Consider the following 23,090-nt stretch of genomic DNA (forward strand, 5'->3'; position numbering starts at 1 on the left):
TCTAAATTCCTCAATTCTGGGGAACTCTGAAAATCCTTTCTCATCCCAAATTTGCATTATTTTTTACTGAGCTTTCGCTCTTGCCTAAAAGCAAGTCGCCTGATAATCGTTGATACAGTAGCGTTCCTGTCCAGAATGTGGGAGCAAAGCCCGGATAACCAGACGAGGCATTGCAAAAATAGAAATGCTCCAGTGAGGTCTCGTGATTTAATCGTCCTAGTCCCATATTGCGCGGTGTCAGACTAGAGCCATAGGAGTTCCCGTTAGGACACCAGCAGAAGCGTTCGTTGGTGGTAGGACTGCCCGTGATGTGGAAGACCATATGCTCTCTAAAATTCGGGACATAGTGTTTTTCCACGACATCCAGGATGGCATCTAAGATTTCCTGCTTTTTATGCTTATAGGCTTGGCGATCGCTTTCCTGCAATTGCTTAAAGTAAGTGTAATTGGCAACGGTAAGGAATTCGACAATTTGGCAGTCCTCAGGACAATCTTGTCTTGCTTCTGTTAATAGAGTGGGCGTTGTAATCGCAAAACTCGGATTGGAAAAGTCGTGCCGCTCGTACATCTGCGCAAAGGCTTCATTCAGATCCTCATGCCCTGTATGGGAGAGATTCCATTTGCCAAATCCATAGTCTCGCAGGTCGAGGTCTTTGACAACGCAGTAGACCATATAGTTCGATGCAGAATACTCATAGTTGAGTTTGCGGCGCACAGTTTTGGAGAACTTCTTTTCGCCAATCATTTTGGCGGCTTTTTGAGGATCGATATTACAGATTACCGTGTTGCCTTTGAATTCATGGGTTTGATGGGTGATGAGATCGATTGCTTCAACGCCCGTAACCCTGCGATCGGTGACTCTAAATTTTGTAATTTCATGGTTGAGCAGCACCTGTCCTCCGTGGGATTCAATCACATGGACTAACGAATTCACCACATGCTCAAAATGCTGGGTTGGATAAAATGCCCCTGCCTGATAGCCCCGAAATAATGCCACCCAAGCATAGAAAGAGAGCTGATTGGGAGGTAGTAAAAAATCCAGCCATTGCAGCGCCAATAGGGTTTGGGCGGCTTGTGGTAGCTGGAACTTGTCGAATACATCCTGAAGCGTACTGGGGAGATATTGGATGGCACAGGCTACTTCACCTGCATGTTTGAGCAATGCCATGGGCTGAATCGGCGGCGCGAGGTGTTTCATGCCTGCACCAGTTTTCTCGACTTCGTTCACAAATTTGCGAATGCGATCGCTATGGGCAGGAAATAGATCTGACAAGCGCTGGATCAGTTCCTCTGGTTCCGAAGGAATATCTAACGCATACAATGGCATTCGCATATGGTCAAAACCTTCTGGGTCATAGCGTTCAAAGGTGACGTCCTTTTCTAAGCCTAGTTTCTTAAGTACTTGATTCACCATCTGCCCTTCACCGCAATCCCAAACATAGTGAAATTGGGCATTAAAGGTATATTTCTTAGCCATGGTAAAGGTATGACCAAAGCCACCCGGATGCTCGTGGGCTTCAAGAATTTGCACGATCTTCCCTGAGTTTGCCATCAAAGCACCAAAGACCAATGCAGATAAACCGCTACCGACAATCAAATAATCTGGTTCCATAGAAGGGTTCCTCAAGTTTTACGAAAGTTTCTCGGTCTCAACAATTACGCCATCCTGCATATGAATCACCCGCTTTGTCTGAGCTGCCACGGTCGCATCATGGGTGACGAGGGCGATCGTCGTGCCCTGTTGATTTAATTCCGTCAGCAGTTCCATAATTTCGTGGGAAGTTTTAGAATCTAATGCTCCTGTGGGCTCATCTGCCAACACCAAGGCAGGATGGTTTACCAATGCTCTGGCGATCGCAACGCGCTGTTGCTGTCCTCCCGAAAGTTGGCTGGGGCGGTTGCTTAAGCGATCGCCTAGTCCAATCTTTTCTAGGGCAGCGATCGCAAATTTTATGCGTTCCGATCGCGGGACTTCGGCATAAATCATCGGTAGCATCACATTTTCTAAAGCTGTCAACCTCGGCAATAGATTGAACTGTTGAAATACAAAACCAATATATTGATTGCGAATATCTGCGAGTTCATCATCATCCATCGTGGTTAGATCCCTGCCATCCAAGGTATATAAACCGCTTGTGGGACGATCTAGACAGCCAATGATATTCATCAGGGTCGATTTTCCCGAGCCCGAAGTTCCCATAATCGCAACATATTCTCCTTCTTGGATCGATAGATCGATTTCCTTAAGAACGGGCACATCCAATTCACCTAGGTGATAGGTTTTCGTGAGTCCCTCGATCGAGATCATGGTTGCCATGGTTATTATTTCTTGCTAATTATTTCTGGTTTATCGTTATTCGCTGTGTAGTGCTGCGATCGGATCTAATTTGGCAGCATTACGAGCAGGGATCCCCCCCGCAAGAATGCCAACCATGAAGGAAAGCCCAAACCCCGCACCAACCGACCACAAGGGCACAATGAACGGATATTTAAAAATAGTTGCCGCCGCAAACGCCAATCCCACACCCAATCCCACACCGATCGCGCCGCCGATCGTAGAAATGACTATCGATTCTGTCAAAAATTGGCTTAAAATATCGGCGCTCGTTGCACCCACGGCTTTGCGAATCCCGATTTCACGCGTTCGTTCCATCACCGAAACCAGCATGATATTGGCAATGCCAATGCCGCCAACCACGAGGGAAATTCCTGCGATCGCGCCAATCATCACGGTAAATGACCCGATTACATTCGTGAAGGTATTGATGATGTCAACTTGATTGGTAATCCGAAAATCATCGGGGGCTGATAGATGAATGCCATGCCGCAAACGCAGAATATTCGTCACCTGAAACTGCGCTGAGTTGAGTTGATCGGCATCGTTCGCTTCTACCCAAAAGCCATTAATCGCAACACCCGTCAGAGCGTTATTACCCACAATTTGAGCGGACATATTGGTCAGTGGAATATAAATCAGATCGTCCAGATCCTGCCCACCCGCCGATCCCTTGGATTCTGCCACTCCGACGATCGTGTAGCGCTTGCCTCGAATTCGCAAATCGGCTCCGATCGCAGTCTCATCGGTACTAAACAATTCATCGCGCACCTTAGCGCCGAGAAAAGCCACAGGTTTGCCAGCATCCAAATCCCCCTGACTAAAAAAGAGTCCTACTTGGGGATGGATATTTTTCATGACTGGGTAATTCAAATCCGTTCCTAACAAGGTAGTGGAAATATTGGTATTTCCCCTGACCACCTGAATTGAACCACGTTGTAAGAACGCCGAAACCGATTTAGCGGGTGGGACTTGTGCCGCGATCGCTTTGGCATCTTCCCAAGTCAGCGTACTTGCCGAACCCGAACCTTGACTGATGCCACCCGTTCTGGCAGCCCCAGCCGACACGAGCATGACATTCGTTCCTAGCGCCTCGATTTGCAACTCCGTTGACCTCTGCACGCCCTGTCCCACGGCGGTAATCGCAATCACCGAAGAGATGCCAATAATCACGCCCAACATCGTTAAGAATGTTCGCAGCTTGTTGCTCCACAGCGTTTCAGCAGACATGATCAGAACTTCACTGAGAGAAATTCTGCGCTTTCGCGGCTTTCGCGATCGAGCTATTTGCGGTGGATTGATTGGCTTTGTCATGAGTAATTAAGGTCCACCCCTCGGTGCAGACACCTTGCGCGTCCCTGTAGGGAAACTGAGCAAAACCTGTTCGTTACCTTTTAAACCAGACTTTACCTCGGTTTTGTCATTCACCGTTGTCCCGACTGTAATGGGTACAAAGACAGAACCGCCCTTGTCATCCGCCACAAACACGCCCTGTACGTTGTTCTGAGCGACGATCGCACCCGTTGGAACCACCAGAACATTTTTTAACTCTCCAGCCTTGAATTCCACATTCACATTCATGCCCGATCTCAGTAAGCCTTGGGGATCGGGAACCGATGTCTTAACCTCAAAGCTGGTCACATTCTGCACGACATCCGACTGGGTAGCAATTTGCGTCACCTGTCCCGTAAAGGTTTTACCTGGATAGGCATCTGCCAGAATTGTCGCCACCAGCCCCAGACGAATTTGGGAAATGTTGGCTTCAGAAACCTGAGCAACGATTTGGTTTGTAGAGGCAAGGGATAAAATAGAAGAAGAAGTTGCCGAAGTAACCGAACTCCCTGATGTCGTGGGTGTCACAAATGCACCTGGATCGGCAAATTTACGTCCGATCGTCCCACTAAAGGGGGCTCGAAGTACCATGTCGTTGATATTCGATTGAATAATTTGCACTGCCCCTTGAGCTGCAGCGACTTGGGCGCGGGCTTGATCGATGTCTTCCTGTTGGGCTCCCGCCTGCGAAAGATTCAGAGCTTCCCGATCTTGATTGACCTGTGCTTGAGCGCGATCGCGGGTTGTTAGCGCCGTATCAAAAGCCTGTCTGGAAATCGCTCCTTGCTGATTTAACAACTGATTGCGCTGCAAATCATTTTCGGTTAAACGCAGCGCAAATAGAGAATCCTGCAATTTAGCAGTTGCCTGAGCAGTTGCCTGTTGACGGTTGCCTCCAATTACCTTTTGTAGGTTTGCCTCCGCAGCGGCGAGATTTCCTTGAGCCTGACTGAGTTGCCCCTGTAGGTTGGAGTCATCCATATAGGCGAGTATTTGCCCCTCTTTAACAGAATCGCCTTCTTTGACCAACAGTTGTTTCAAAATCCCCGATGTTTTGGGACTCACATTTACCGATTGTTGGGGTTGTACGGTTCCATTCGCAGAAACCACGATCGTCAGAGTACTCCGCTTAACTAAAGCTGTTTGAATCTTATTCTTTGCCTGCTGTTGAGGCACTATAACAAGCTGGTTGTAAGCAAAATAGCCGATACCCATAAAGGGAATCAACACAAATAAGCCAAGTAGCCAAGGTTTCCGTTTGGGTTTATCTAAGATTTTAAGTTTTTTGGGAATGCTCTTGGGCAATACCTCTTTTTCTAGCTCAACATGGGTGGGGGGCCGATCTGGCATGATTTTGTCTCCTTGTACTTATATCTTGAAGATTTCACGACTTCATCAGCGAACAGCCTGGCTCGATTTCTCTTCTTGCGATCGCAGGGGGATAAACTTCCCACTCGCGAATGCCTCGACGTCTTAAAATTGTCCCAGCTCCGAGGATTTCAGCATCTGTGCCATCGACAATAACGAGATAGTCTCCACGCACGACATAATCGTGATAGATCTGCGCTCGATCTTCTGGAATTCCTAGACCGATCAGCCCACCAACCAAACTGCCCGCGACCGTACCGATCGCACCACCTGCCAATGTCGTCGCGATCGCACTGGCAGTTGTCCCTGCCAACATAATTAATCCCACACTAGGAATGGATAAAATACCCAGTCCGACCAGCAATCCCGTCAGTCCTCCAACAGCTCCACCTGCTTCCGCCCCTGTCTTTGCCTCTTCCTCAAAGTGGGTCGCTTCATTCACGTCAGAATTTTTTGCCACGATCGATACCTGATTCATGGCAAATCCAGCGCAGCGCAGTTTAGTGAGAGCAGCCTCTGCCTCTTGGTAACCAGAGAAGATGCCTACAGTGCGTTTATTATTTGTCAAAGTTATTTCTCTATTTTTTAAGCTCATGACGAGTTCCCGATTGAAGTGGAGGACCGCTTGTCTGAGTCGAATGAACAACTCTGTTTCCAAAATCAACCCTTACAGACCGCTGAGTTATTTCCTGAATGAATTGAATGAATTGATTAACTACGATACAAAACGTAGGAAAGGTTTGAGAGAAACTCTTTTAAGCGAATGCTTTACTCCCTCCCCTTTGCAAGGAGATGGCTAAGGCGAGGTACATTTGAAGTGAGAAATGTCCTAACACTATTTTCAAAAAATGATGCAACACATCTTTTTGAAAAGACCGCGCTCTGCGCGGAACACAAAAAACGATCTGTTGTAATACCATTTTCAAAAAGTGATGCAACGCATCTTTTTGAAAAGACCGCGCTCCGCGCGGAACACAAAACCCGATCTGTCGCAATTTCAAGAGAAATTGGTATAAGTTGAAGAAAATTGGTATAAAAATAGAGAGGGGCTAAACCTCAACAGTTTAACCCCTCTCTGATATTTTATTGAGAAAATCTCTAAATCAGAGCAGTCAGCAATTTCTACTTCTTGACAGACTTAAGATAGGCAAGCATTGTGTCTGCATCTGACACTTCAAAAGGGTCAGTGGGACAGTTGTCAGAAAAACCTGGTTCGGTAAACAGCTTTTCGATATTGCCATCATCTACAACCATGGAATAACGCCAAGAGCGCATACCAAAACCGAGGTTGTCTTTAACGACTAGCATTCCCATCTTGCGCGTAAATTCGCCTGAGCCATCTGGTAGTAAAAAGACATTCTTGACACCCTGTTGCTTGCCCCATTGGTACATTACAAAAGCATCATTGACCGATAAACAGATCACTTTATCGACCCCTAGGGATTGCATCTCGGCATATAGCTCTTCATAGCGAGGCAAATGACTGGTAGAACAAGTTGGTGTAAAGGCCCCAGGCAGCGAAAAAACAACGACTCGCTTGCCACCAAAGACATCCTGCGTGGTGAGGTCTTGCCAACGGAAGGGGTTAGAGCCTCCGATAGACTCATCTCTTACACGGGTTTTAAATACGACATCTGGAACTTTATTCATATCTACACTTTCCTTTAAGAAAATTTTGGGTTAAGACGAACTTAAGATGAACTCACAATGAGTACGATTTAACTTTAGCAGCTAGCCGATCGCGCGTAAATTGAACTAAAAGGGTAGATCGAAAAATTTGTTTTTCAGGTTAGGTTTAGGATCGATCCACAGTTAGGGAAGCAGCACCCAGAGGAATATCCAAGATCGGAAAATCTTGCCAGCCCTTCACATCAAAATGCCACCATTCAGTTTGGAGGGGTAAAAATCCATGACGTTGCATTGTGTCTGCGAGCAAACGGCGATTTTTTTGGGCAACTTGGCTACCCCCTTGATAACCTAAGTGCGATCGCTCCGAAAAGTCATCAAACCCACTGGGCATTTCTAGCTCTTTGCCCGTGCGATCGACCAGGGTCAAATCCACTGCTGATGCGCGATTGTGCCGCGACCCGTTTGCTGGATTTGCCACATAGCGATCGTCAGGCAATACTTGCCACATTTGTTTCTGTACCGATAGAGGTCGATAGCAATCGTAGACCTTTAAACCCAAGCCCTGTTTAGCCACCTCGGTTTGTACCTTTATTAACTTTTCGGCTGCTGCCCACCGCAACAAACAACGACTGACTGGATAGACTTTCTGCTTGAGGAAATTATTGGTTGTGGCATAACGTATATCTAGACGAATGCGAGGATCGATCGCTTGGAGATCGACCAACTGCGCTGGACTAGAAGGAATTCGCTCAAGCATAGGTTCTGGATCGATCCCCGAAGGTTTGGCACTGATGGCAGTAGGTTTAACTTCTGGCTTCACATCCATTTTTACGAGATTTCCTCCTGATTCCGAAGACTGAGTTTGAGATTGACAGGCTGGGAATAGACAAAGGACAGCGATCGCAAATGCCAAGGACAAATATTTTGCCCATCGTCTCATTTTTCTTGCAGAGGTCATTAAAAAAGTTCGCTCATCTGGGTAAGGGAATTGCTCGAAAATTTTGAGTTCTGCGCTACGGACAACATTTAAAAAAGCTGCGTCGCAGCTCTTTTAAATGTTATGAGAACTTAAATTTAGCAGATATGCCCATTAGCACAAAATCAAATTTACCCGAATCCTGATATGAGCGAAAATCTAAAGGGCGATCGCTCAATCCTCTTGGATCTCTGATGCAACCTGCTTAGAGAAACCCCAGCTAAATAGAACAGCGATCGTTGCCAGCATCATCCATTCGGGCATTAAATAATCTGATGGCATCACTGCCTTACCCAGAAGGCGGAAACCCACTGTCATCACAGTTAAGTATGCGGCATCTTGCAAGTAAGCGAACTTCGCTAACCACTCCACAAATAAACCCGCTAGAAATCGCAACGCCACCACACCGATGATGCCACCTGTTAAAACAAGCCACAAGCGATCGGAAATAGCGACTGCGGTTGTAATGCTGTCTAGAGAGAAGGCAAGGTCTGTAAGGGCGATCGCTGGAACCACTTGCCATAAAGAATCAGGTGACTTTTTCTCATTCCGCCAGTTTTCAGCGTCAAGATTGTTGTCTGCAAATCGCTCCCAAAAATGTTTAAACGCCAACCAGAGGAGGTATAAAGCCCCCAATAACTCAAATTGCCAAAATTGAATTACCCAAGTTGTCGTCAACAGCAGCAGGGCACGAAGCCCGAAAGCAAAGACAAGTCCCCAATTTAAGGCTCGCCGTTGATGCGCTGGGTCTTCCATATTTTGAACGAGGGCAGCTAAAGCGACTGCGTTATCAGCCGAGAGCACTGTTTCCAAGGCTATCAGTGCTAAGAGAACTCCAGCCATATTTAGCGAAAATCCATCTTTTAGGTAGTTCGCTATTTGTTCCATATCTATTCCTCCGATTACATAACCCTTGACCTAATTTTTAAGGATCGTAGATTGATTAAAACTGTTAATCTTTCCCAGTAATTGGCACATTAATCAATGCCTCTTAGTGCTTAGAATTGCAGGTATTTAGTCCACAATCCTAAGCTCGAAAACATCTAGTCCACAAGCTCTTGACTGGGAATTGTGGCATCAATATCCGTTTGGGATAAGGTGGGAATTGTCCAAGGAGTAGTTTCACCAGTTTTGAACACATGGGCAGGAGCAACACTTAATTCAATTGCACCTGTCGTGGGATTGGTTCTAGCGATTGACTGCGTGCCATCCACAAACTTGACTGCGATCGCTTCCGTTAATTCCTGCACTTCGGTACTTGGGGGAAGAACGACTTTCGCACCTACAGGTAAGAATATGCCATCACAGTCCCAATCATCATCAGTCGTCTGACCAGCACCTAAGAAGTAAAGCTGTGTGGGAGATTTTTTCGGCAGGTTGGCATAGACTGCTAGGGTTCCCGTTGTCTCGTTGTGACATTGCGCCCGTTTTCTCGCAGTTTCCATCACGAGCTTCTGAGCCTGTAACTGTTCCAATTGTTGTTGAAATTGTTCGGGAGTATATCCAGCGAGATCGGGAGTATCTTTCACTTGCTGAAGCTGATTGATGGATTCAGTCACCTCAGCATAGTCAGTTCCTTTCGTGAAATCCTTGTTTGCCCAGGCAGGCGGGTTAATGATTAAATTAAGCAAGAGGACTAAAGCGACTAGAGTAAATTTAAAGAGTTTCATGGGTTTTCCTGAATATTCAAATGCCGATATTTTCCAATTAGAATCAGATGCCTCCGTTCTTGACTTTATAGGGAGCGAACTCATCACTGCTCCTATAAAGGGAAGGAATTCCGCACTACTGGCAACTTCTAGATTGACTAAATTACTTGCTGAAGCTGGCGTGCGATCGCTTTTGGTTGGTATAGTTTCACCTTAAGTCATGTCATCGATAGAAACAAATAGTATTTTTTCGTATAACGATAACTTTGGTTTATCAAATTAGTGTTCCTAAGAAATATAGCAATCCCAAATTTGTAGCGTAGGTATCTTGCCTGCACGGGCTTCAATTCAGTTCGACACCGCGTACTGACTTTCGTAAATATCGGCTCAGACTCCGCTCAGCCAAAACTTTGGCATCATTCTTTCTAAATGTGAGTTTTAGCGAATTGTCTTTAATCACTTCAACTTATCGTTTTAAGAATAAAGAATATTTGCACCTATTGGTGAAGTCTTTTACATTGAACTTATCGAGATATCCAAATGAAATCGCAACAAGCTTCAATTTAAAGGAAATAAGCAAATGTTCTCTATTAAATCAATTACGGACTTCATCTCAGATAGAAATACCACACCTTCTCGCCCCAGAAAGCGTCCATCAGGATATAAGCAATTCGACAGTGGTAAACCAACCCTAGGTCAGTGGCTGGCGGATAAGTTAGCTGCCAAAGTCGGTTCTTGGTCATTTCTAATTGTGCAATCTACGATTCTATCCGTATGGATTGGCATGAATCTGATGCCCGGATTCCCCCATTGGGATGAATCTCCCTTCATTTTGCTCAATCTCGTATTTTCATTTGCTTCTGCCTATACCGCCCCGATTGTTTTGATGAGTCAGAATCGCCAATCAGATGTCGATCGCAAGGATGCTGAATACGATCATCAGGTAAATCTCAAGTCTGGGCAAGACATTGAATGGCTTCATGAAAAAATGGATTCTCTCCAAGAACAACAGATTGCCGAGTTAACGCGCATTGTGAGAGAGCAGCAACTATGCCTCAACGAAATCAGAGCCCGTTTAATTCCAGACGTAAGCAATAGAAGAGTGGGTTAACGCGCCGATTGATTTTAATTCTCATCCCATGCTAGAGCATGCAATCAAAAAAATATTGTCAGATCGCTGACAAATGAAATTAAGGACAAAAAAATGAGTTGGTTACTAACAACAATTCCCGCAGGAATAACCGCTTTCGCAGCTACAAATCTCGACGATTTGGTTATCCTCACCCTGTTATTTTCGCAAGTGAACGCTACATTTCGCAGTCGCCACGTCGTCTTTGGTCAATATCTGGGCTTCTGTGTTTTACTCCTTGCAAGTCTTCCAGGCTTCTTTGGCGGAATGATCCTCCCACAAAATGCGATCGGGTTACTGGGTTTAGTCCCGATCGCGCTAGGACTCAAGCAGCTATTTACTTCCGATCGCGATGCTGAGGATGAAGGCAAAGAAGACATTACGATCGCGCGCCCCGCTTCTATTTTCAGTAATATTTTCTCTCCTCAAGCTTGCAGCGTTGCCTCGATTACGATCGCCAATGGTAGCGACAATATTGGCATCTATGTCCCGATGTTTGCGAATAGCCACTTAGACAACTTACTCGTGACTGTGGGCATCTTCCTAATTCTCGTAGGGGTTTGGTGTTTTGCCACCTTTCAACTCACCCGCCAACCCGGAATTGCCGATCTACTTACGCAATACGGTAGCAATTTCGTTCCTTACGTTTTGATTGGGTTGGGGATCTATATCGTGCTTGACAGCAGCGCTCTGAATCCACTCACCCTTGCCGCAAGTTGCATTGGGTTGATCGGTTTGGTCAAATTGGCTGACTTGCCTGCCTTTGAACAAAATAGAAACCAGCCATAAGTATTTCAGTAAACGTTTGAGAGGTTACACCATGTCTCGTTCGCGCATCCAAATCGTTCCTCATCTAGACAGTTCGCAACTCAATCAACGCTATCAAGATTGTCAAGAACCTAAAAAAAAGAATTACTGGCAGATCATTCGACTGCTCAGCCGCGCCGATATGCCAATGACGACCGAACAAGTTGCTGAAACTATGGGGGTCTCTACAGATTGGATTCGCAAACTGGCTCGTCGCTATAATCGACTAGGCCCGATCGCGATCGCAGACAATCATCAGCACAAATATAATAGAAAGAGTTTGTCGCTTGGCTATGGCGATCGCACAAAAGTAAGCTAAATTCCTCCACTATGCTCACAGGTAAGTTTCTAATTGTTTCCTATCTGTCACCGAACTTATTTTGGTTTTATCAAGCCGTTGCCAGAGCGATTTGCCGTCATTGCTATGTAGAAGTAGAAATTATCGAGGGAAGCTGCGATCCGCTTGACGACCCATTACTACAGAACGACCAACTGGATTTAGCCTTTCTCTGCGGACTGCCTCTACTCAGACACAACCGCCAAGCTGCCAGACCGCTTCAGTTGCTAGCAGCTCCTGTGATGCAAGGCGATCGCTATCAAAATTTACCGATCTATTTTGCGGATATCGTCGTCCATACTGACAGCCATCTATCTACTTTCGCTGACCTCAAGGGAACCAGATTTTGTTATAACGATGCTGGCTCTAATAGTGGCTACAACCTATTGCGTTATCAACTAATTCAGCGCAATCTCACAAATGGATTCTTTGGTTCTGTGCAGCCATCGGGTTCTCACCAGCTATCGCTACAGTGGATTGCCACAGGATTAGCTGACTGCGCCGCGCTCGATAGTGTTGTATTAGAAGAAGAGCTGCGGCATTCATCCGAACTGGCAAAGTCCTTGCGAGTAATTGATTCTATCCCTTCTCCCATGCCGCCGATCGTGGCATCACCTCGCTTGGAAGCTGATACAATCGCGCAATTGCAGGCGATCTTGCTATATCCCGATCCAGAATTGCAGGCAGCCATGACCCAAGCAAAAATCCGTTCCTATGCACGGGTCGCAGAAACGGATTACGCTCCGATCGCCCTTGCCTATGATGCCGCAATTGCAGTGGGTTATGAAGCGATCGCTTGAGCATGGCGAGGATAAAAGTATCGACCACCTTCGAGCATAGCTTGTTTGCTAGCATCCGCATAAATCTGCTCGAACAAGACCCTTTGTGCTTTACTACCCCCCACTTCGTGCAGGCGAGATAGAACAGGTTTGAGTTCTCTGACGGATTTTTTCCAATCGTGGATGGCATGGGCGATCGCACCTTTAGCCACGGGTAGAGCCACCTCTTGCCATGCTTTTTGAAGGCAGGGCTGGACGGTTAAAGTATGGGCTTCCATACTCGATATCATCTCCCTAGCCAAATCGAGGTGATTCGCTCGGGCAAGTGCATAAACATAGTGTAAATCTTGAAAGGGTAACGCATGTTCGTGGATGCGGGGGCACAGGTAGGTGGATAATTCTTGCCAACGGCTACCGACATCGATTCCCTTCAATTCCAAGCGCAGCAGCAGCGATATGGCTCCCACCTGATCTTTGGGAGAACTTTTCTGAGCCCTACCCCAGATGCGATCGTCATAGAGAGAGAGGACTTTAGCGCTGTCACCTTTTGCCAGATAAAAGAGCGCCACATGCCACCAGTTATGGGTATAGAGCATCGAATTGCAGTCTTCCCAAACATCGGCAAGATTTTCCATCCAGACAATGCCTTCCTCATAGCGTCCTTGTGTTTCCATCACATGTGCCACCGCATGATGCGCCCAAGGATCGTAGCGATTCATATCGACAGCAAAGCGGGCGATGCGTTCGGCTTCTGAGAGGCGATCGCATTGTTCCAGTCCAAATGCCAACATGCCCAGAAGGTAGGTATTATTGGGATTGGCGACTAAAGCGTTTCCTGCAATACCCATTAATGCGGCATGATCGCCCATATAAAAGTAATGATATTGACCGCGTTGCACTGCCAAGATGTCACGGGGAAATCTCACGACGAGTTCCTCACAGCAGGCGATCGCCCAATCGATTTTTCCACCTGCCCAGGCTTCGGTTGCCAAAACGTAAAGTCTTTCCCGTTCGTTGGCGCGCTTTAGACGTTTTTGGGCTTCATTGAGATAAGAAAGTGCCTGTTGGTGGCTGCCGGCATTCTCTTGAGCGAGATAATAGGCAGCAGCATGGGCGTTTGCCAAAATGCAGGTAGGATCGGCAGCAACGGCTTGGAGGATGCTGGACTCAGCCCGATCTCTGTAACACAGACATTGCTCGACATGGGCAGCGATCGCTGCGATCGCTTGTTCGGAATCTGTTGTTACATCGAGTCCTTGTGCATCTTTAAGCATAAAAATATTTCTCACGGTCTAGTTTTAAGGAAATAAATCGGGTCTTACGCCCGCCCAACAAAATTGCTTTTTGGCACATAAGTGGCGGCGTAAGTCCGATGAAAGTTAGAAATTAGAAAGCCTTGCAAAATCTACGGCATCTTTGTGGACATACCGTAGATTAAGACCAGTAATAACTTAAAGTCAAGTGCTATAAAATACATACAACTTCGTTTGCCGTTCTAATTGGTATTACAATATGTACTTGGGGTTACTGTAGATTCGTTCCACGAGTGTTTTAAGATCGACACTACTGCCTCAACTTATTCATCTCGCTCTAGGTCGATCTATGTTGACAGAGGAACCCCCAAGTCAAATAAACGCTACGCCTTTAAATGGTGAGATAGCAGAGCTAAGCATCAAATCAGACAGTTCCCCCAGCGCAACCTCAAACGGAACATCCGTTTTAGCGGCAAATTTCAAAACCCCGATCGCAAAGCCGATTCGGAAGACTGCCGATATAGAGATTGCTCGCCGTATTGCTATCTTTTTTTGTCTGATCGCCATTGTTGTGAATTTCTTTGCGATCGTGGGGGCGGGCGAACGTGGCGTATTAATGCAATTTGGTCGCGTGCAGCAGGAGATCTTAGATGAAGGCATTCATTTTGTAGTGCCTTTAATTCATTCCGTGCAAAAGCTAAGCGTGCGGGTGCAGAAGCAACAGATTATTGCAGAGGCTTCCTCTAAAGATTTACAAGATGTGTTTGCAGATATCGCCCTCAATTGGCATATTATTCCAGAAAAAGCGAATGTAATTTTCCAGCAAATTGGAAATGAGCAAGCGATCGTAGAGCGAATTATTCAGCCAGCGGTTGAAGAGGTACTAAAAGCAATAATCGCAAAGTATACAGCCGAAGAAATTATCACCACAAGGGAAGAAGTAAAAGCAGGGGTCGATCGCGCCCTCAGCGATCGCTTGAGCGCCTATCACATTGCTGTGGATGATATTTCTCTCATTCACGTACATTTTTCGCAACAGTTTAGCGATGCTGTAGAGACAAAGCAAATTGCGGAACAAGAGGCGAAACGGGCTAGATTTATTGCCCTAAAAGCCCAGAGGGAAGCAGAAGCAAAAGTAAACTTGGCGAAAGGTGAAGCAGAAGCCCAAAGAATCATACAGCAGACATTAACGCCTGATTTAATTCAGAAGCAAATTGTCGATAAATGGAATGGCAACCTACCGCTTGTGATGGGAGATAAGAGTACTAGTTTATTGGATTTGAGTAAATTCCTGCCGAACAATCCAGCAAATTCCATCTTGCCATCTTTGAGCCAACCAAACGGAAGGCATCCAATGGCAATCGGCAAATAGCCTTATAGCAATCCTTAATCCTAAGCATTCAACATCTCCTCAAAGGTTTTCGAGAGACGAGTCTGGAAGCGTTCCTTGTGCTTTAATTTTAAGAACGGGCGCACAATTTCGAGGGGTTTTCCACTGCCTTGGCGATTATCTACGATCTGGATCGATCGCAGTATAGAAAGGTGCATTTCTTTGGCAACCATCAGTTCAGAAATTGCCGCAGCCACCTCACTACTTTCTACGATCGCTTTGATCATTTCCCCACTGGCTAAGACCAACACTACATTTAGCGATCGCGGATCGATGCCCCAAGATTGCAATGCGCGTTCAAACACCTGTTGTGAACCAGAGCCTGATTCGCGCATCACCCAAGTTGCTTCCTTCAATTCATCCACTGAAACCTCCATGCGTTGAAACCAAGGATGGGACTTGCCAACCACGATTCTCATGCGATCGCGATCGATCGCTTCTTGCTCTAAAACATCCTGTAGCGATGGTTGGACTTCGCCTTCAATTAGTCCCAGATCGAATAAGCCTGCTGCTGTCCCTTCGCAGATTTCTTCGGTATTCGCAAGGGTGCAACTGACAGAAATCTGGGGATATTGACGCTGAAATTTACTGATCTTATAAGGTAGCCAATAGTTTCCAATCGTGAGGCTTGAGCCTAACTTTAGCTCGCCTCGTTGCAGATTATTTAATTCGCGCAGCCCTCTTTCTGTCAGCGCCACTTGATCGAGAATCTTTTGTGCTTCTACTTGCAAAAGTAAGCCAGCTTCGGTCACTTCTATGCGCCGCCCAATGCGGTGGAATAACTTCGCGCCATATTCTGACTCCAGACTTTGAATCGCTGCACTGACGGCAGGCTGCGTAATGTAAAGAAATTCGGCGGCACGGGTGAAGTGGAGATGTTCTGCTACTGCTAAAAAAATGCGTAACTGATCGAGGGTCATTAGGTAAGAACGGAGCAAAGACAATCCTTACCGTACCGTAACAAAAAAATAGATGGAGTATCCATTCGTGCAAGATTGATTGCTTTAACTTATGGTTATGACAAAAAAGAACATTTGTTCCTATTGATTCTGTCCTATATGCTTCTAGTCATGGGTTCAATCGTATCAATCACCGATAACCAATCACCGATAACCATGAACGCATTAATCACTGCAATTCCCACTGGCTTTACTGCCTTTTGTGCCACAAATTTGGATGATATTGTGATTCTGCTTCTGTTTTTCTCGCAGGTAAACGCCACTTTTCGGCGGCGAGATATCGCGATCGGTCAGTATCTAGGGTTTACCGCGATCGCGATCGCCAGTCTTTCTGGATTTTTGGGCAGCTTTTTAATGCCTCGTCCTTGGCTCGGTATGTTGGGAATTCTTCCCATTGCCATTGGGATCGGTCGCTTGCTCGATTGGGATGAGGAAGAATCTAGCGAACCAGCAATTGCAAGAGAACCCGATCTCAACAATTCTTGGTTGTCAAGCTTGCTATCCCCGCAGGTCTATAGTGTGGCAGCCGTTACCTTTGCGAATGGTGGAGATAACATTGGCATCTATGTGCCTCTTTTTGCGAATTGCAGTTTAGCTAGCCTCTCGATAGTTCTTGTCATTTTTTTTACTTTAGTAGGAGTGTGGTGTTATGTAGCCTATCGCTTGACCCAGCTACCCGCGATCGCGGAAGGACTGACTCGCTATGGAAATTACCTCGTACCCTTTGTCTTGATTGGGTTAGGCATGCTGATACTGATTGACAGCCACACCTTAGAATCTCCAAGTTTGACGGTGCTGGCGCTTATGGCAATTTGTCTGAGTTTACTTAATTTAAGTAAAAGCAGCGAGAGGGTTTTAGAACTAGCAAGAAATTGGCTGAGATAATCGATCCTACCTTTGTAGGACGATGTATTGAGAGGATTGCAGCATGCATATTGGTTGGTTAGCTAAAGTAATCGTCGCAGCAGTTACCTGCTTCGTGGCTACAAATATTGATGACTTCATTATTCTCACGATCTTTTATAGCCAAGTTAGCCCCACCTTTCGTCCTAAACACATCTTGATCGGACAGTACCTTGGCTTTGGTGCGCTAATTTTGCTCAGTCTACCAGGTTTTTTTGGAGGTCTGGTCATATCAAGATCCTGGATCGGTCTTTTAGGATTTATGCCGATCGCGATCGGCATTCACACCCTCGTTAGCCACTCAAAACATGAAAATCATGTGCAGACCACATCTTCTCAGTTCTATACCAAATCTCCCCTTGCTAGTTTTCTGGCTCCTCAGACCTATCATGTTGCCGCAGTCACTTTTGCGAATGGAGGAGACAATATTGGAACCTATATTCCCCTCTTCGCGAGTACTAATTTTGTGGGGTTAGGCGTGACTTTATCTACGTTTTTTCTGCTTGTGGCTGTGTGGTGCTATGTCGCCCACCATCTGACTCGCTATGCACCGCTAGCCAATGTTTTAACCCGTTACGGTAAGTCGGTTGTTCCCTATGTGTTGATGGGATTGGGTCTCTATATTTTATTTGAAAGCGAAACATACAAACTCTTGCCCATATTTGCTTCCTGATTGTCAACAAATTATTCTCAAAGGAGAAAACAATGAAAACTTTTCAATTAATCTTTGTCAGTCTATTCGTTTTATTGAACCTTGCGATCGCATCGCCTTCTCTTGCAGACCGAATTCCATACACAGAAAATCCTGACTATATTCAGATCGTCAATAGCCTCACCGAACTCCAAAAAGTAAAGGAAACTGAAGCTACGCCCAGTGAGGAAACTGCCCAGAAAATTACTGCCCTAGAGTTTCAAAAATATGCCCTAGAAACAGGCGTAAACTGGGGACAGTGCCAGAACGAAACTGGAAAACCCCTTGGTGTCTATGGCTCTAAGCGTAAGAAGTTGAAGTCCAATCGCCCGATCAACCTTTATTTTTTAGCAGATGGGCAAACGACAAAGCCTGAGTGGGACTGCGATGGCATCTATATTCCCAGTGACGCAAAAGTCAGCGATCTGGAGGTAACTGCCCCCGCCGTTGCCAAAATTGTGGATGGGACAAAACTCATTGTTAAAGCAAATCCAGAAACGGGTGCGATCGCATTTAATACCCCTGTAAGCTTAGTAAAGTCTGAAGAGACTACATGGTTTATTCCAAATGTGTCACAATCAGAAATTGATGCAAGGGTTCCTAATGCACCCACTGAGGGGAACGATTAGCGATCGCTGCTAAATCTGAGATTTTGTATTCTTCCTGACCCCGATTCTTTATGGGATCGGGGTTGTCTATATTTACTCGTTGTGTGAGATGTAGTTGTATTGGATATCATGAACGAATTATTTGCTAGATTCAAAAAAGACGAAACAAGCAAGAAACAAAAGTCAGAACGGGCAAAACTGCGCAATCCTAACCGCGTCCGCGATCACCTTGCCAACGAACGCACTTTTTTAGCATGGATTCGTACGAGCATTGCGTTAATGGGCATTGGCGTTGTGGTAGTGCGGCTGCGGATTTTGCGCCCACCCCTTTTACCGAATCCGGGCAATGGCTGGAAACTGGGGCTATTCTTTTCTCTGATTGGCTTAGTAACCATATGGCTATCGACACAGCATTACTTTGCCGTTCGCAACGATATTGATGACGACACCTACGAACCGGGCGATCGCTGGGTAATTCTCTTCAGTCTGATGATTACACTTCTCGCCGCAGGAGTGCTTTACTATGTATTCTCCGTTTCCCTAGACCCCACAGGTTTAATGGTTCCAGAGTAATGTAGTTAGATGGCAGATGTAGGGGCAATTCGTGAATTGCCCCTACATTCGGATATTCTACATTCAGAAATTAAATTGGATTGCTAAAGATGAGCTTCCAACTGACTGCGATTAAAAGCGCGTAGATCAGTACTCGCAGCAATCTCTGTGGGGCAATTTGACAGAGTTTGGAACCTAAAAGTACCCCCGGAATCGACCCGAGCCAAATTGGTAGGATGATTCCCCAGTTGACTGTGCCCAGACTTAGATGTCCGAGAGAAGTAAAGAATAGCAGAATAGCAGCTTGGGCTAAATCTGTTCCCACCAGCTTACGCGAGTCAAGTTGAAAAAAGGCTATCAGCACCAGTGCAAACAGCGAACCCGAAGAGACGCTGGTCATACCGACCATACAGCCAAGTACCATTCCCAAAGCGATCGCACCCACACGCCCCAAACCCGTATTTAGATCTAACTTAGGGAATGACGCCATTTGAAACTCTGGTGCGAGGGTTGAAAGGGCAATCTGCAATAGTCCCGCTAGGGTCACGAATAAAATCATCACCCCGATCGCATGGAGCAAAAACAAATCTGGATCGAATCCGCTGGAAACTCTGAGAATATGTAGAATTTCTACCCCAAATAGCGACCCTGGTACGCTGCCAAATGCCAGCCATTTAACAATAGTCAGATCGAGGGTTTGTTGTCGCCAGTGACTGAACCCGCCAAAGATTTTCATCAATGTGGCTGCCACAATATCGGAACTGACTGCCACTGAAGCAGGAACCTGAAATACAAAAATTAGCATAGGTGTAATCAGCGAAGCTCCACCAATGCCCGTTAATCCGACGATGATGCCAATCAGAAAGCTCAAAAATGGCAGCAGTAATTCATTCATAGGAGTTTAGTTTGCTTTCGTCAGCTCATTAAAGTGCAGCGGCTGGTAAAAACGAACTGAGATCGATCGCTGAGATATCCACAATGTTGAATTGAATTAGTCCCAGAACAATTAGCGTATAAGCTGTTGATGAGATCAAGCCATTCCGCAATTCTATTTTGAAATTTCGCTCTTTTGAGCGTTTCTGAACGACATCTGTGGCTCCCATTTGGATCAACAGGATCCCGACAAGGTTAGAGAGCCAATAGCCAGCGATCGCGCTCGGGAAAAATAAATCTGGTGCAAATAAACCACAGACATAACCAAAGCCGTAGGCGATCGGTAAATTAAAAATCAGATCGTTCCACCAACATAGGGGTGAAAGTAAGTAACCAAGCCCAAGCAACAACAGCCCCCTCAACTTCTTAACGCCAAGACCAGCCAGAATTCCAGTAGGTGAAATCTTGGTGGGGATTTCAGAAAACCCCCGATCGGCTTCTGGCGGTTTTAATTGTGTCTCACTAACAATTTGCATCTCAATTAATCATTGTTTCAATTTGTCGGACACTATTCTAGCACCTTTAAAGTACAGAATCTCTCTGTGTTTACCGTTGTTTTAAGTAATCGCAGTTTTTTTGCTGTGTGTAAAACTCGGTAAATTGTTGGCGCGATCGCCTGAACTCTAGCCCATGCAACAAATTTGCGCTTGCCATTTATATATTTATTTCTGTGGAATTCTAGATTTCATGACCGATAAATACTCTAATCAGTCGTAGATTTAGCGAAAGCCTATGCGAATTGCCCACGACATCACTGAATTGGATCGACGAAATTATTCCAATTAGCGATTACGAAGTACTGGAGTACGGACATCGCTTAGCAAAAATGAAATTGCGAGTTTAGAACTCGTACCTTTTCTCTAAATTCCAGCCCCATGTAGAAACTCTTCAATCATCTCATTAGAATTTGTCGTTGCACCTTCGAGGTATTTTTGACTTTCATGAATATTATTTAGAGGTAACTGAGTCTGCAAAGCCTCAACCTGCTGCTCCAAAGACTTAATACGCTCAAACAAGCTGCGAATGACTGCCGCTTCTGGATCGGGTAAACTCTCATTTCCCAGTAAATTAGCTGACTCTTTCGCCTTGGAAGTTTTGGTCACACGCCCCGGAACCCCTACCACGGTGGAGTCGCTAGGGACATGTCTCAACACTACCGAACCTGCACCAATGCGGACGCGATCGCCGAGTTCGATATTGCCTAATAAGAGAGCTCCTGCACCTACAATGACGTGATTGCCGAGTGTAGGGTGGCGTTTACCCATTTCTTTTCCCGTTCCTCCCAGTGTCACCCCTTGATAAATGAGAACATAGTCACCAACAACCGCCGTCTCGCCAATCACAACGCCCATGCCGTGATCGATAAACACGCCTTTACCAATCTTAGCTCCAGGGTGAATCTCAATCCCCGTCAAGAAACGGCTGAGGTACGACAACACGCGCGGTACAACGGGAATACCGATGCCATGCAACCAGTGGGCAACACGATGCCAACAGAGAGCCTGCAAACCTGGGTAAAACATTACCTCCAACCAGTTGCGTGCCGTCGGATCGCGATCGTATATCGCTTGCCAATCAGCTATTAAAACCGAGAGAGGGCTAGTTTTAACGGAACGAAAATTTACTTCTAGCAAGTATGAATCGTCAAGTTTAACGGTCAAACTACTTTCATCTACCTCAGTTGCTGTTGCTGTAGAAGCTAAATGTTTTTTGATTGTATCCATTAGACAGCCGCTGCTACAGGGATAGAAAGCGAACCATTGAGGTTAGCTACCTCAATATTAGGTAAGTCCTTAAACAAAACGCTGCTGAGATAGCGTTCGCCAAAGCTAGGTTGAATCAACACAATCAAACGCCCCGCATTCTCTGGACGTTTACCAAGTTGTACCGCTGCCCATAAGGCTGCACCCGAAGAAATACCTGACAATAATCCTTCTTCTCTAGCTAAGCGGCGACTAAAGGCGATCGCATCCTCATCGGCAACCTGAATAATTTCATCGATCAGATCCACACGCAGCACCTTGGGAACGAATCCTGCGCCGATACCTTGGATTTTATGAGACCCTGGGTGACCGCCAGATAAAACATGGCTATTGACTGGCTCTACAGCGATCGCTTGAAATGTCGGCTTCCTCTGTTTGATTACCTCTGCAACACCAGTAATCGTGCCTCCTGTACCTACACCTGCAACGAGGAAATCAATTGCACCATCGGTATCTGACCATAACTCCTCGGCAGTGGTCTCACGATGGACTTTGGGGTTGGCGGGATTTGCGAATTGTTGTGGCATAAAAGCATTTGGAACTGAGGCAGCAATTTCTTCGGCTCGACGGATTGCTCCTTTCATGCCTTCACTGCCTGGAGTCAGCTCTAGCTGTGCGCCGTAGGCTTTGAGCATGGCTCGCCGTTCCAAGCTCATGGTTTCTGGCATCGTTAAAATTAAGTGATAGCCCTTGGCAGCAGCAACCATAGCTAGAGCAATGCCCGTGTTGCCAGAGGTGGGTTCGACCAAAATCGTTTTCCCCGCCTGAATCAATCCCACCTCTTCTGCCGCCTGAATCATACTGGCTCCGATTCGGTCTTTGACTGAGGCTGCTGGATTCATCCCTTCTAGCTTCACTAAAATTTCAGCTACACAGCCCTCGGCTTGAGGAATGCGATTTAACCGCACGAGGGGGGTTTTCCCGATCAACTCTGTTACATCATTTGCAACTCGCATAGCTTTGCTCCTTCAATAGTTACTAGCAGACTGCCTCGTTGCATTTTTATTGCAACTTTAAGGCTCAAATTTCAATATACTACGGTAAATCCCTGAGTATTATGTATTTAATGTATCTTAAATGAACGATTTTATAGTTATGATTTTATAGAGACTATTTCGTATGTCTTTCGTGAAAATTAGGGGCTTTCTGGCAAGTCTCGATCGAGTAATTTAACAATTTAGTGCAGAGCTAGGCGAAAAAGAACATGTGGCTTAAGGCAATCGACCATATTCAAGTTACTTCAACCCCCGAACTAGAGAATGCTATGCGCTTTTTCTACAGTCAGGTACTAGGATTGCCCGAACTGCCAAAACCTGCTGGACTACAAACTCTCGCAGGTGCATGGTATCAACTAGGCAATACGCAAGTTCATATCGCGACTGAAATAGAAACTCATAATGCTCTGACCAGACGGCATATTGGCTTTGAAGTTGAGGATTTAGAGGCCTTTCGGCAACACGTACAATCCCTTAAAGTTGAGATTATCCCCGATCGCCAACCCATTGCAGGCTGCGATCGCTTTTATCTCCGCGACCCTGGTGGCAACCGCATCGAAATTCTCACCTATCACGCTTAGTTACTGGACTTTGGACTAGAAAAAGAAAAAAAGGCAGCAGGTGCTTGGCACAAACTGCCAAAAGAGCAATGATCAATTAACCAAAATTGACATTGACAATAATGATTTTCCAGAAACTCCA

The 23,090-nt window shown here is 45.9% G+C and carries 26 protein-coding genes; 11 read left to right on the top strand and 15 right to left on the bottom strand.

What is annotated here, in order from left to right; genetic code table 11:
- Positions 1 to 40: 40 nt before the first annotated feature.
- From ACP2WE_RS22030 to ACP2WE_RS22070, 9 genes are all read right to left on the bottom strand, one after another.
- Positions 41 to 1,612, bottom strand: coding sequence for a phytoene desaturase family protein (locus ACP2WE_RS22030; protein ID WP_425217681.1), 1,572 nt, complete (start codon positions 1,610 to 1,612; stop codon positions 41 to 43).
- A gap of 18 nt (positions 1,613 to 1,630) precedes the next feature.
- The gene (locus ACP2WE_RS22035; protein WP_425217682.1) at positions 1,631 to 2,317 is read right to left on the bottom strand and encodes an ABC transporter ATP-binding protein; all 687 of its coding nucleotides are present in this window, start codon (positions 2,315 to 2,317) and stop codon (positions 1,631 to 1,633) included.
- 36 nt (positions 2,318 to 2,353) lie between these two features.
- Positions 2,354 to 3,649 carry an ABC transporter permease gene (locus tag ACP2WE_RS22040; protein WP_425217683.1) on the bottom strand — a complete coding sequence of 432 codons (1,296 nt, stop codon included), beginning with the start codon at positions 3,647 to 3,649 and terminating at the stop codon, positions 2,354 to 2,356.
- Positions 3,650 to 3,655: 6 nt separating this feature from the next.
- Entirely contained in the window at positions 3,656 to 5,017 is a 1,362-nt protein-coding gene (locus ACP2WE_RS22045; RefSeq protein WP_425217684.1) for an efflux RND transporter periplasmic adaptor subunit, read from the bottom strand.
- A gap of 34 nt (positions 5,018 to 5,051) precedes the next feature.
- Positions 5,052 to 5,609, bottom strand: coding sequence for a general stress protein (locus ACP2WE_RS22050; protein ID WP_425217706.1), 558 nt, complete (start codon positions 5,607 to 5,609; stop codon positions 5,052 to 5,054).
- A 548-nt stretch (positions 5,610 to 6,157) separates the two neighbouring features.
- Positions 6,158 to 6,685, bottom strand: coding sequence for a peroxiredoxin (locus ACP2WE_RS22055; RefSeq protein ID WP_425217685.1), 528 nt, complete (start codon positions 6,683 to 6,685; stop codon positions 6,158 to 6,160).
- Between the two features lie 145 nt (positions 6,686 to 6,830).
- Complete coding sequence (locus tag ACP2WE_RS22060; protein WP_425217686.1) at positions 6,831 to 7,622, bottom strand: M15 family metallopeptidase; 792 nt, start codon at positions 7,620 to 7,622, stop codon at positions 6,831 to 6,833.
- Positions 7,623 to 7,814: 192 nt separating this feature from the next.
- Positions 7,815 to 8,528 carry a TerC family protein gene (locus ACP2WE_RS22065; protein ID WP_425217687.1) on the bottom strand — a complete coding sequence of 238 codons (714 nt, stop codon included), beginning with the start codon at positions 8,526 to 8,528 and terminating at the stop codon, positions 7,815 to 7,817.
- A gap of 155 nt (positions 8,529 to 8,683) precedes the next feature.
- Entirely contained in the window at positions 8,684 to 9,310 is a 627-nt protein-coding gene (locus tag ACP2WE_RS22070; protein ID WP_425217688.1) for a hypothetical protein, read from the bottom strand.
- On the opposite strand from ACP2WE_RS22070, the gene ACP2WE_RS22075 reads away from it, so the two are divergent.
- From ACP2WE_RS22075 to ACP2WE_RS22095, 5 genes are all read left to right on the top strand, one after another.
- Positions 9,309 to 9,506, top strand: coding sequence for a hypothetical protein (locus tag ACP2WE_RS22075; RefSeq protein WP_425217689.1), 198 nt, complete (start codon positions 9,309 to 9,311; stop codon positions 9,504 to 9,506). The genes ACP2WE_RS22070 and ACP2WE_RS22075 overlap by 2 nt on opposite strands.
- A gap of 363 nt (positions 9,507 to 9,869) precedes the next feature.
- Positions 9,870 to 10,400: a DUF1003 domain-containing protein gene (locus ACP2WE_RS22080; RefSeq protein WP_425217690.1), complete on the top strand. Its 531-nt coding sequence runs from the start codon at positions 9,870 to 9,872 to the stop codon at positions 10,398 to 10,400.
- Positions 10,401 to 10,493: 93 nt separating this feature from the next.
- Positions 10,494 to 11,207 (top strand): cadmium resistance transporter, encoded by a 714-nt coding sequence (locus ACP2WE_RS22085; protein WP_425217691.1) that lies wholly within the window; start codon positions 10,494 to 10,496, stop codon positions 11,205 to 11,207.
- A gap of 31 nt (positions 11,208 to 11,238) precedes the next feature.
- Positions 11,239 to 11,544 carry a helix-turn-helix domain-containing protein gene (locus ACP2WE_RS22090; RefSeq protein WP_425217692.1) on the top strand — a complete coding sequence of 102 codons (306 nt, stop codon included), beginning with the start codon at positions 11,239 to 11,241 and terminating at the stop codon, positions 11,542 to 11,544.
- An 11-nt stretch (positions 11,545 to 11,555) separates the two neighbouring features.
- The gene (locus ACP2WE_RS22095) at positions 11,556 to 12,362 is read left to right on the top strand and encodes a phosphate/phosphite/phosphonate ABC transporter substrate-binding protein (RefSeq protein WP_425217693.1); all 807 of its coding nucleotides are present in this window, start codon (positions 11,556 to 11,558) and stop codon (positions 12,360 to 12,362) included.
- Here the strand turns inward: ACP2WE_RS22095 and ACP2WE_RS22100 are convergent.
- Positions 12,344 to 13,615, bottom strand: a complete 1,272-nt coding sequence (locus tag ACP2WE_RS22100) for a tetratricopeptide repeat protein (RefSeq protein WP_425217694.1) — start codon at positions 13,613 to 13,615, stop codon at positions 12,344 to 12,346. The two genes, ACP2WE_RS22095 and ACP2WE_RS22100, sit on opposite strands and share 19 nt — an antisense overlap.
- Before the next feature lie 328 nt (positions 13,616 to 13,943).
- On the opposite strand from ACP2WE_RS22100, the gene ACP2WE_RS22105 reads away from it, so the two are divergent.
- Positions 13,944 to 14,966: a prohibitin family protein gene (locus ACP2WE_RS22105; RefSeq protein WP_425217695.1), complete on the top strand. Its 1,023-nt coding sequence runs from the start codon at positions 13,944 to 13,946 to the stop codon at positions 14,964 to 14,966.
- Between the two features lie 20 nt (positions 14,967 to 14,986).
- Here ACP2WE_RS22105 and ACP2WE_RS22110 read toward each other — a convergent pair whose 3' ends face one another.
- Positions 14,987 to 15,904: a LysR substrate-binding domain-containing protein gene (locus ACP2WE_RS22110; RefSeq protein ID WP_425217707.1), complete on the bottom strand. Its 918-nt coding sequence runs from the start codon at positions 15,902 to 15,904 to the stop codon at positions 14,987 to 14,989.
- Between the two features lie 195 nt (positions 15,905 to 16,099).
- Between ACP2WE_RS22110 and ACP2WE_RS22115 the strand changes: the two genes are divergently transcribed.
- The 4 genes from ACP2WE_RS22115 to ACP2WE_RS22130 all read left to right on the top strand — a co-directional run bounded on the left by ACP2WE_RS22115 (position 16,100) and on the right by ACP2WE_RS22130 (position 18,718).
- A complete protein-coding gene (locus ACP2WE_RS22115; RefSeq protein WP_425217696.1) occupies positions 16,100 to 16,828 on the top strand; it encodes a cadmium resistance transporter in 729 nt (242 codons plus the stop codon).
- 43 nt (positions 16,829 to 16,871) lie between these two features.
- Positions 16,872 to 17,519 (top strand): cadmium resistance transporter, encoded by a 648-nt coding sequence (locus tag ACP2WE_RS22120; RefSeq protein ID WP_425217697.1) that lies wholly within the window; start codon positions 16,872 to 16,874, stop codon positions 17,517 to 17,519.
- A gap of 32 nt (positions 17,520 to 17,551) precedes the next feature.
- Positions 17,552 to 18,166: a hypothetical protein gene (locus tag ACP2WE_RS22125; protein ID WP_425217698.1), complete on the top strand. Its 615-nt coding sequence runs from the start codon at positions 17,552 to 17,554 to the stop codon at positions 18,164 to 18,166.
- Positions 18,167 to 18,274: 108 nt separating this feature from the next.
- The gene (locus ACP2WE_RS22130) at positions 18,275 to 18,718 is read left to right on the top strand and encodes a YidH family protein (protein ID WP_425217699.1); all 444 of its coding nucleotides are present in this window, start codon (positions 18,275 to 18,277) and stop codon (positions 18,716 to 18,718) included.
- Between the two features lie 70 nt (positions 18,719 to 18,788).
- Here the strand turns inward: ACP2WE_RS22130 and ACP2WE_RS22135 are convergent, their stop codons facing one another.
- From ACP2WE_RS22135 to cysK, 4 genes are all read right to left on the bottom strand, one after another.
- The gene (locus tag ACP2WE_RS22135; RefSeq protein WP_425217700.1) at positions 18,789 to 19,592 is read right to left on the bottom strand and encodes a sulfite exporter TauE/SafE family protein; all 804 of its coding nucleotides are present in this window, start codon (positions 19,590 to 19,592) and stop codon (positions 18,789 to 18,791) included.
- 28 nt (positions 19,593 to 19,620) lie between these two features.
- Positions 19,621 to 20,106 carry a DUF7980 family protein gene (locus ACP2WE_RS22140; RefSeq protein ID WP_425217701.1) on the bottom strand — a complete coding sequence of 162 codons (486 nt, stop codon included), beginning with the start codon at positions 20,104 to 20,106 and terminating at the stop codon, positions 19,621 to 19,623.
- A gap of 384 nt (positions 20,107 to 20,490) precedes the next feature.
- Complete coding sequence (gene cysE / locus ACP2WE_RS22145) at positions 20,491 to 21,354, bottom strand: serine O-acetyltransferase (RefSeq protein WP_425217702.1); 864 nt, start codon at positions 21,352 to 21,354, stop codon at positions 20,491 to 20,493.
- The gene (cysK, locus tag ACP2WE_RS22150) at positions 21,354 to 22,349 is read right to left on the bottom strand and encodes a cysteine synthase A (protein ID WP_425217703.1); all 996 of its coding nucleotides are present in this window, start codon (positions 22,347 to 22,349) and stop codon (positions 21,354 to 21,356) included. The genes cysE and cysK overlap by 1 nt, the downstream gene beginning before the upstream one ends.
- 248 nt (positions 22,350 to 22,597) lie before the next feature.
- Here cysK and ACP2WE_RS22155 point away from each other — a divergent pair, with 248 nt between their 5' ends.
- Positions 22,598 to 22,969 (top strand): VOC family protein, encoded by a 372-nt coding sequence (locus tag ACP2WE_RS22155; RefSeq protein ID WP_425217704.1) that lies wholly within the window; start codon positions 22,598 to 22,600, stop codon positions 22,967 to 22,969.
- Positions 22,970 to 23,090 lie beyond the last annotated feature (121 nt).

The sequence above is a fragment of the Tumidithrix helvetica PCC 7403 genome (assembly GCF_965232925.1).
Taxonomy (GTDB): Bacteria; Cyanobacteriota; Cyanobacteriia; order Pseudanabaenales; family Pseudanabaenaceae; genus Tumidithrix; species Tumidithrix helvetica.

What these genes read in the sequence shown, in the direction of transcription:
- ACP2WE_RS22030 (WP_425217681.1), bottom strand. Translation starts at nt 1,612, where the DNA reads ATGGAACCAGATTATTTGATTGTCGGTAGCGGTTTATCTGCATTGGTC.
- ACP2WE_RS22035 (WP_425217682.1), bottom strand. Translation starts at nt 2,317, where the DNA reads ATGGCAACCATGATCTCGATCGAGGGACTCACGAAAACCTATCACCTA.
- ACP2WE_RS22040 (WP_425217683.1), bottom strand. Translation starts at nt 3,649, where the DNA reads ATGACAAAGCCAATCAATCCACCGCAAATAGCTCGATCGCGAAAGCCG.
- ACP2WE_RS22045 (WP_425217684.1), bottom strand. Translation starts at nt 5,017, where the DNA reads ATGCCAGATCGGCCCCCCACCCATGTTGAGCTAGAAAAAGAGGTATTG.
- ACP2WE_RS22055 (WP_425217685.1), bottom strand. Translation starts at nt 6,685, where the DNA reads ATGAATAAAGTTCCAGATGTCGTATTTAAAACCCGTGTAAGAGATGAG.
- ACP2WE_RS22060 (WP_425217686.1), bottom strand. Translation starts at nt 7,622, where the DNA reads ATGACCTCTGCAAGAAAAATGAGACGATGGGCAAAATATTTGTCCTTG.
- ACP2WE_RS22065 (WP_425217687.1), bottom strand. Translation starts at nt 8,528, where the DNA reads ATGGAACAAATAGCGAACTACCTAAAAGATGGATTTTCGCTAAATATG.
- ACP2WE_RS22075 (WP_425217689.1), top strand. Translation starts at nt 9,309, where the DNA reads ATGGGTTTTCCTGAATATTCAAATGCCGATATTTTCCAATTAGAATCA.
- ACP2WE_RS22070 (WP_425217688.1), bottom strand. Translation starts at nt 9,310, where the DNA reads ATGAAACTCTTTAAATTTACTCTAGTCGCTTTAGTCCTCTTGCTTAAT.
- ACP2WE_RS22080 (WP_425217690.1), top strand. Translation starts at nt 9,870, where the DNA reads ATGTTCTCTATTAAATCAATTACGGACTTCATCTCAGATAGAAATACC.
- ACP2WE_RS22085 (WP_425217691.1), top strand. Translation starts at nt 10,494, where the DNA reads ATGAGTTGGTTACTAACAACAATTCCCGCAGGAATAACCGCTTTCGCA.
- ACP2WE_RS22090 (WP_425217692.1), top strand. Translation starts at nt 11,239, where the DNA reads ATGTCTCGTTCGCGCATCCAAATCGTTCCTCATCTAGACAGTTCGCAA.
- ACP2WE_RS22095 (WP_425217693.1), top strand. Translation starts at nt 11,556, where the DNA reads ATGCTCACAGGTAAGTTTCTAATTGTTTCCTATCTGTCACCGAACTTA.
- ACP2WE_RS22100 (WP_425217694.1), bottom strand. Translation starts at nt 13,615, where the DNA reads ATGCTTAAAGATGCACAAGGACTCGATGTAACAACAGATTCCGAACAA.
- ACP2WE_RS22105 (WP_425217695.1), top strand. Translation starts at nt 13,944, where the DNA reads ATGTTGACAGAGGAACCCCCAAGTCAAATAAACGCTACGCCTTTAAAT.
- ACP2WE_RS22110 (WP_425217707.1), bottom strand. Translation starts at nt 15,904, where the DNA reads ATGACCCTCGATCAGTTACGCATTTTTTTAGCAGTAGCAGAACATCTC.
- ACP2WE_RS22115 (WP_425217696.1), top strand. Translation starts at nt 16,100, where the DNA reads ATGAACGCATTAATCACTGCAATTCCCACTGGCTTTACTGCCTTTTGT.
- ACP2WE_RS22120 (WP_425217697.1), top strand. Translation starts at nt 16,872, where the DNA reads ATGCATATTGGTTGGTTAGCTAAAGTAATCGTCGCAGCAGTTACCTGC.
- ACP2WE_RS22125 (WP_425217698.1), top strand. Translation starts at nt 17,552, where the DNA reads ATGAAAACTTTTCAATTAATCTTTGTCAGTCTATTCGTTTTATTGAAC.
- ACP2WE_RS22130 (WP_425217699.1), top strand. Translation starts at nt 18,275, where the DNA reads ATGAACGAATTATTTGCTAGATTCAAAAAAGACGAAACAAGCAAGAAA.
- ACP2WE_RS22135 (WP_425217700.1), bottom strand. Translation starts at nt 19,592, where the DNA reads ATGAATGAATTACTGCTGCCATTTTTGAGCTTTCTGATTGGCATCATC.
- ACP2WE_RS22140 (WP_425217701.1), bottom strand. Translation starts at nt 20,106, where the DNA reads ATGCAAATTGTTAGTGAGACACAATTAAAACCGCCAGAAGCCGATCGG.
- cysE (WP_425217702.1), bottom strand. Translation starts at nt 21,354, where the DNA reads ATGGATACAATCAAAAAACATTTAGCTTCTACAGCAACAGCAACTGAG.
- cysK (WP_425217703.1), bottom strand. Translation starts at nt 22,349, where the DNA reads ATGCGAGTTGCAAATGATGTAACAGAGTTGATCGGGAAAACCCCCCTC.
- ACP2WE_RS22155 (WP_425217704.1), top strand. Translation starts at nt 22,598, where the DNA reads ATGTGGCTTAAGGCAATCGACCATATTCAAGTTACTTCAACCCCCGAA.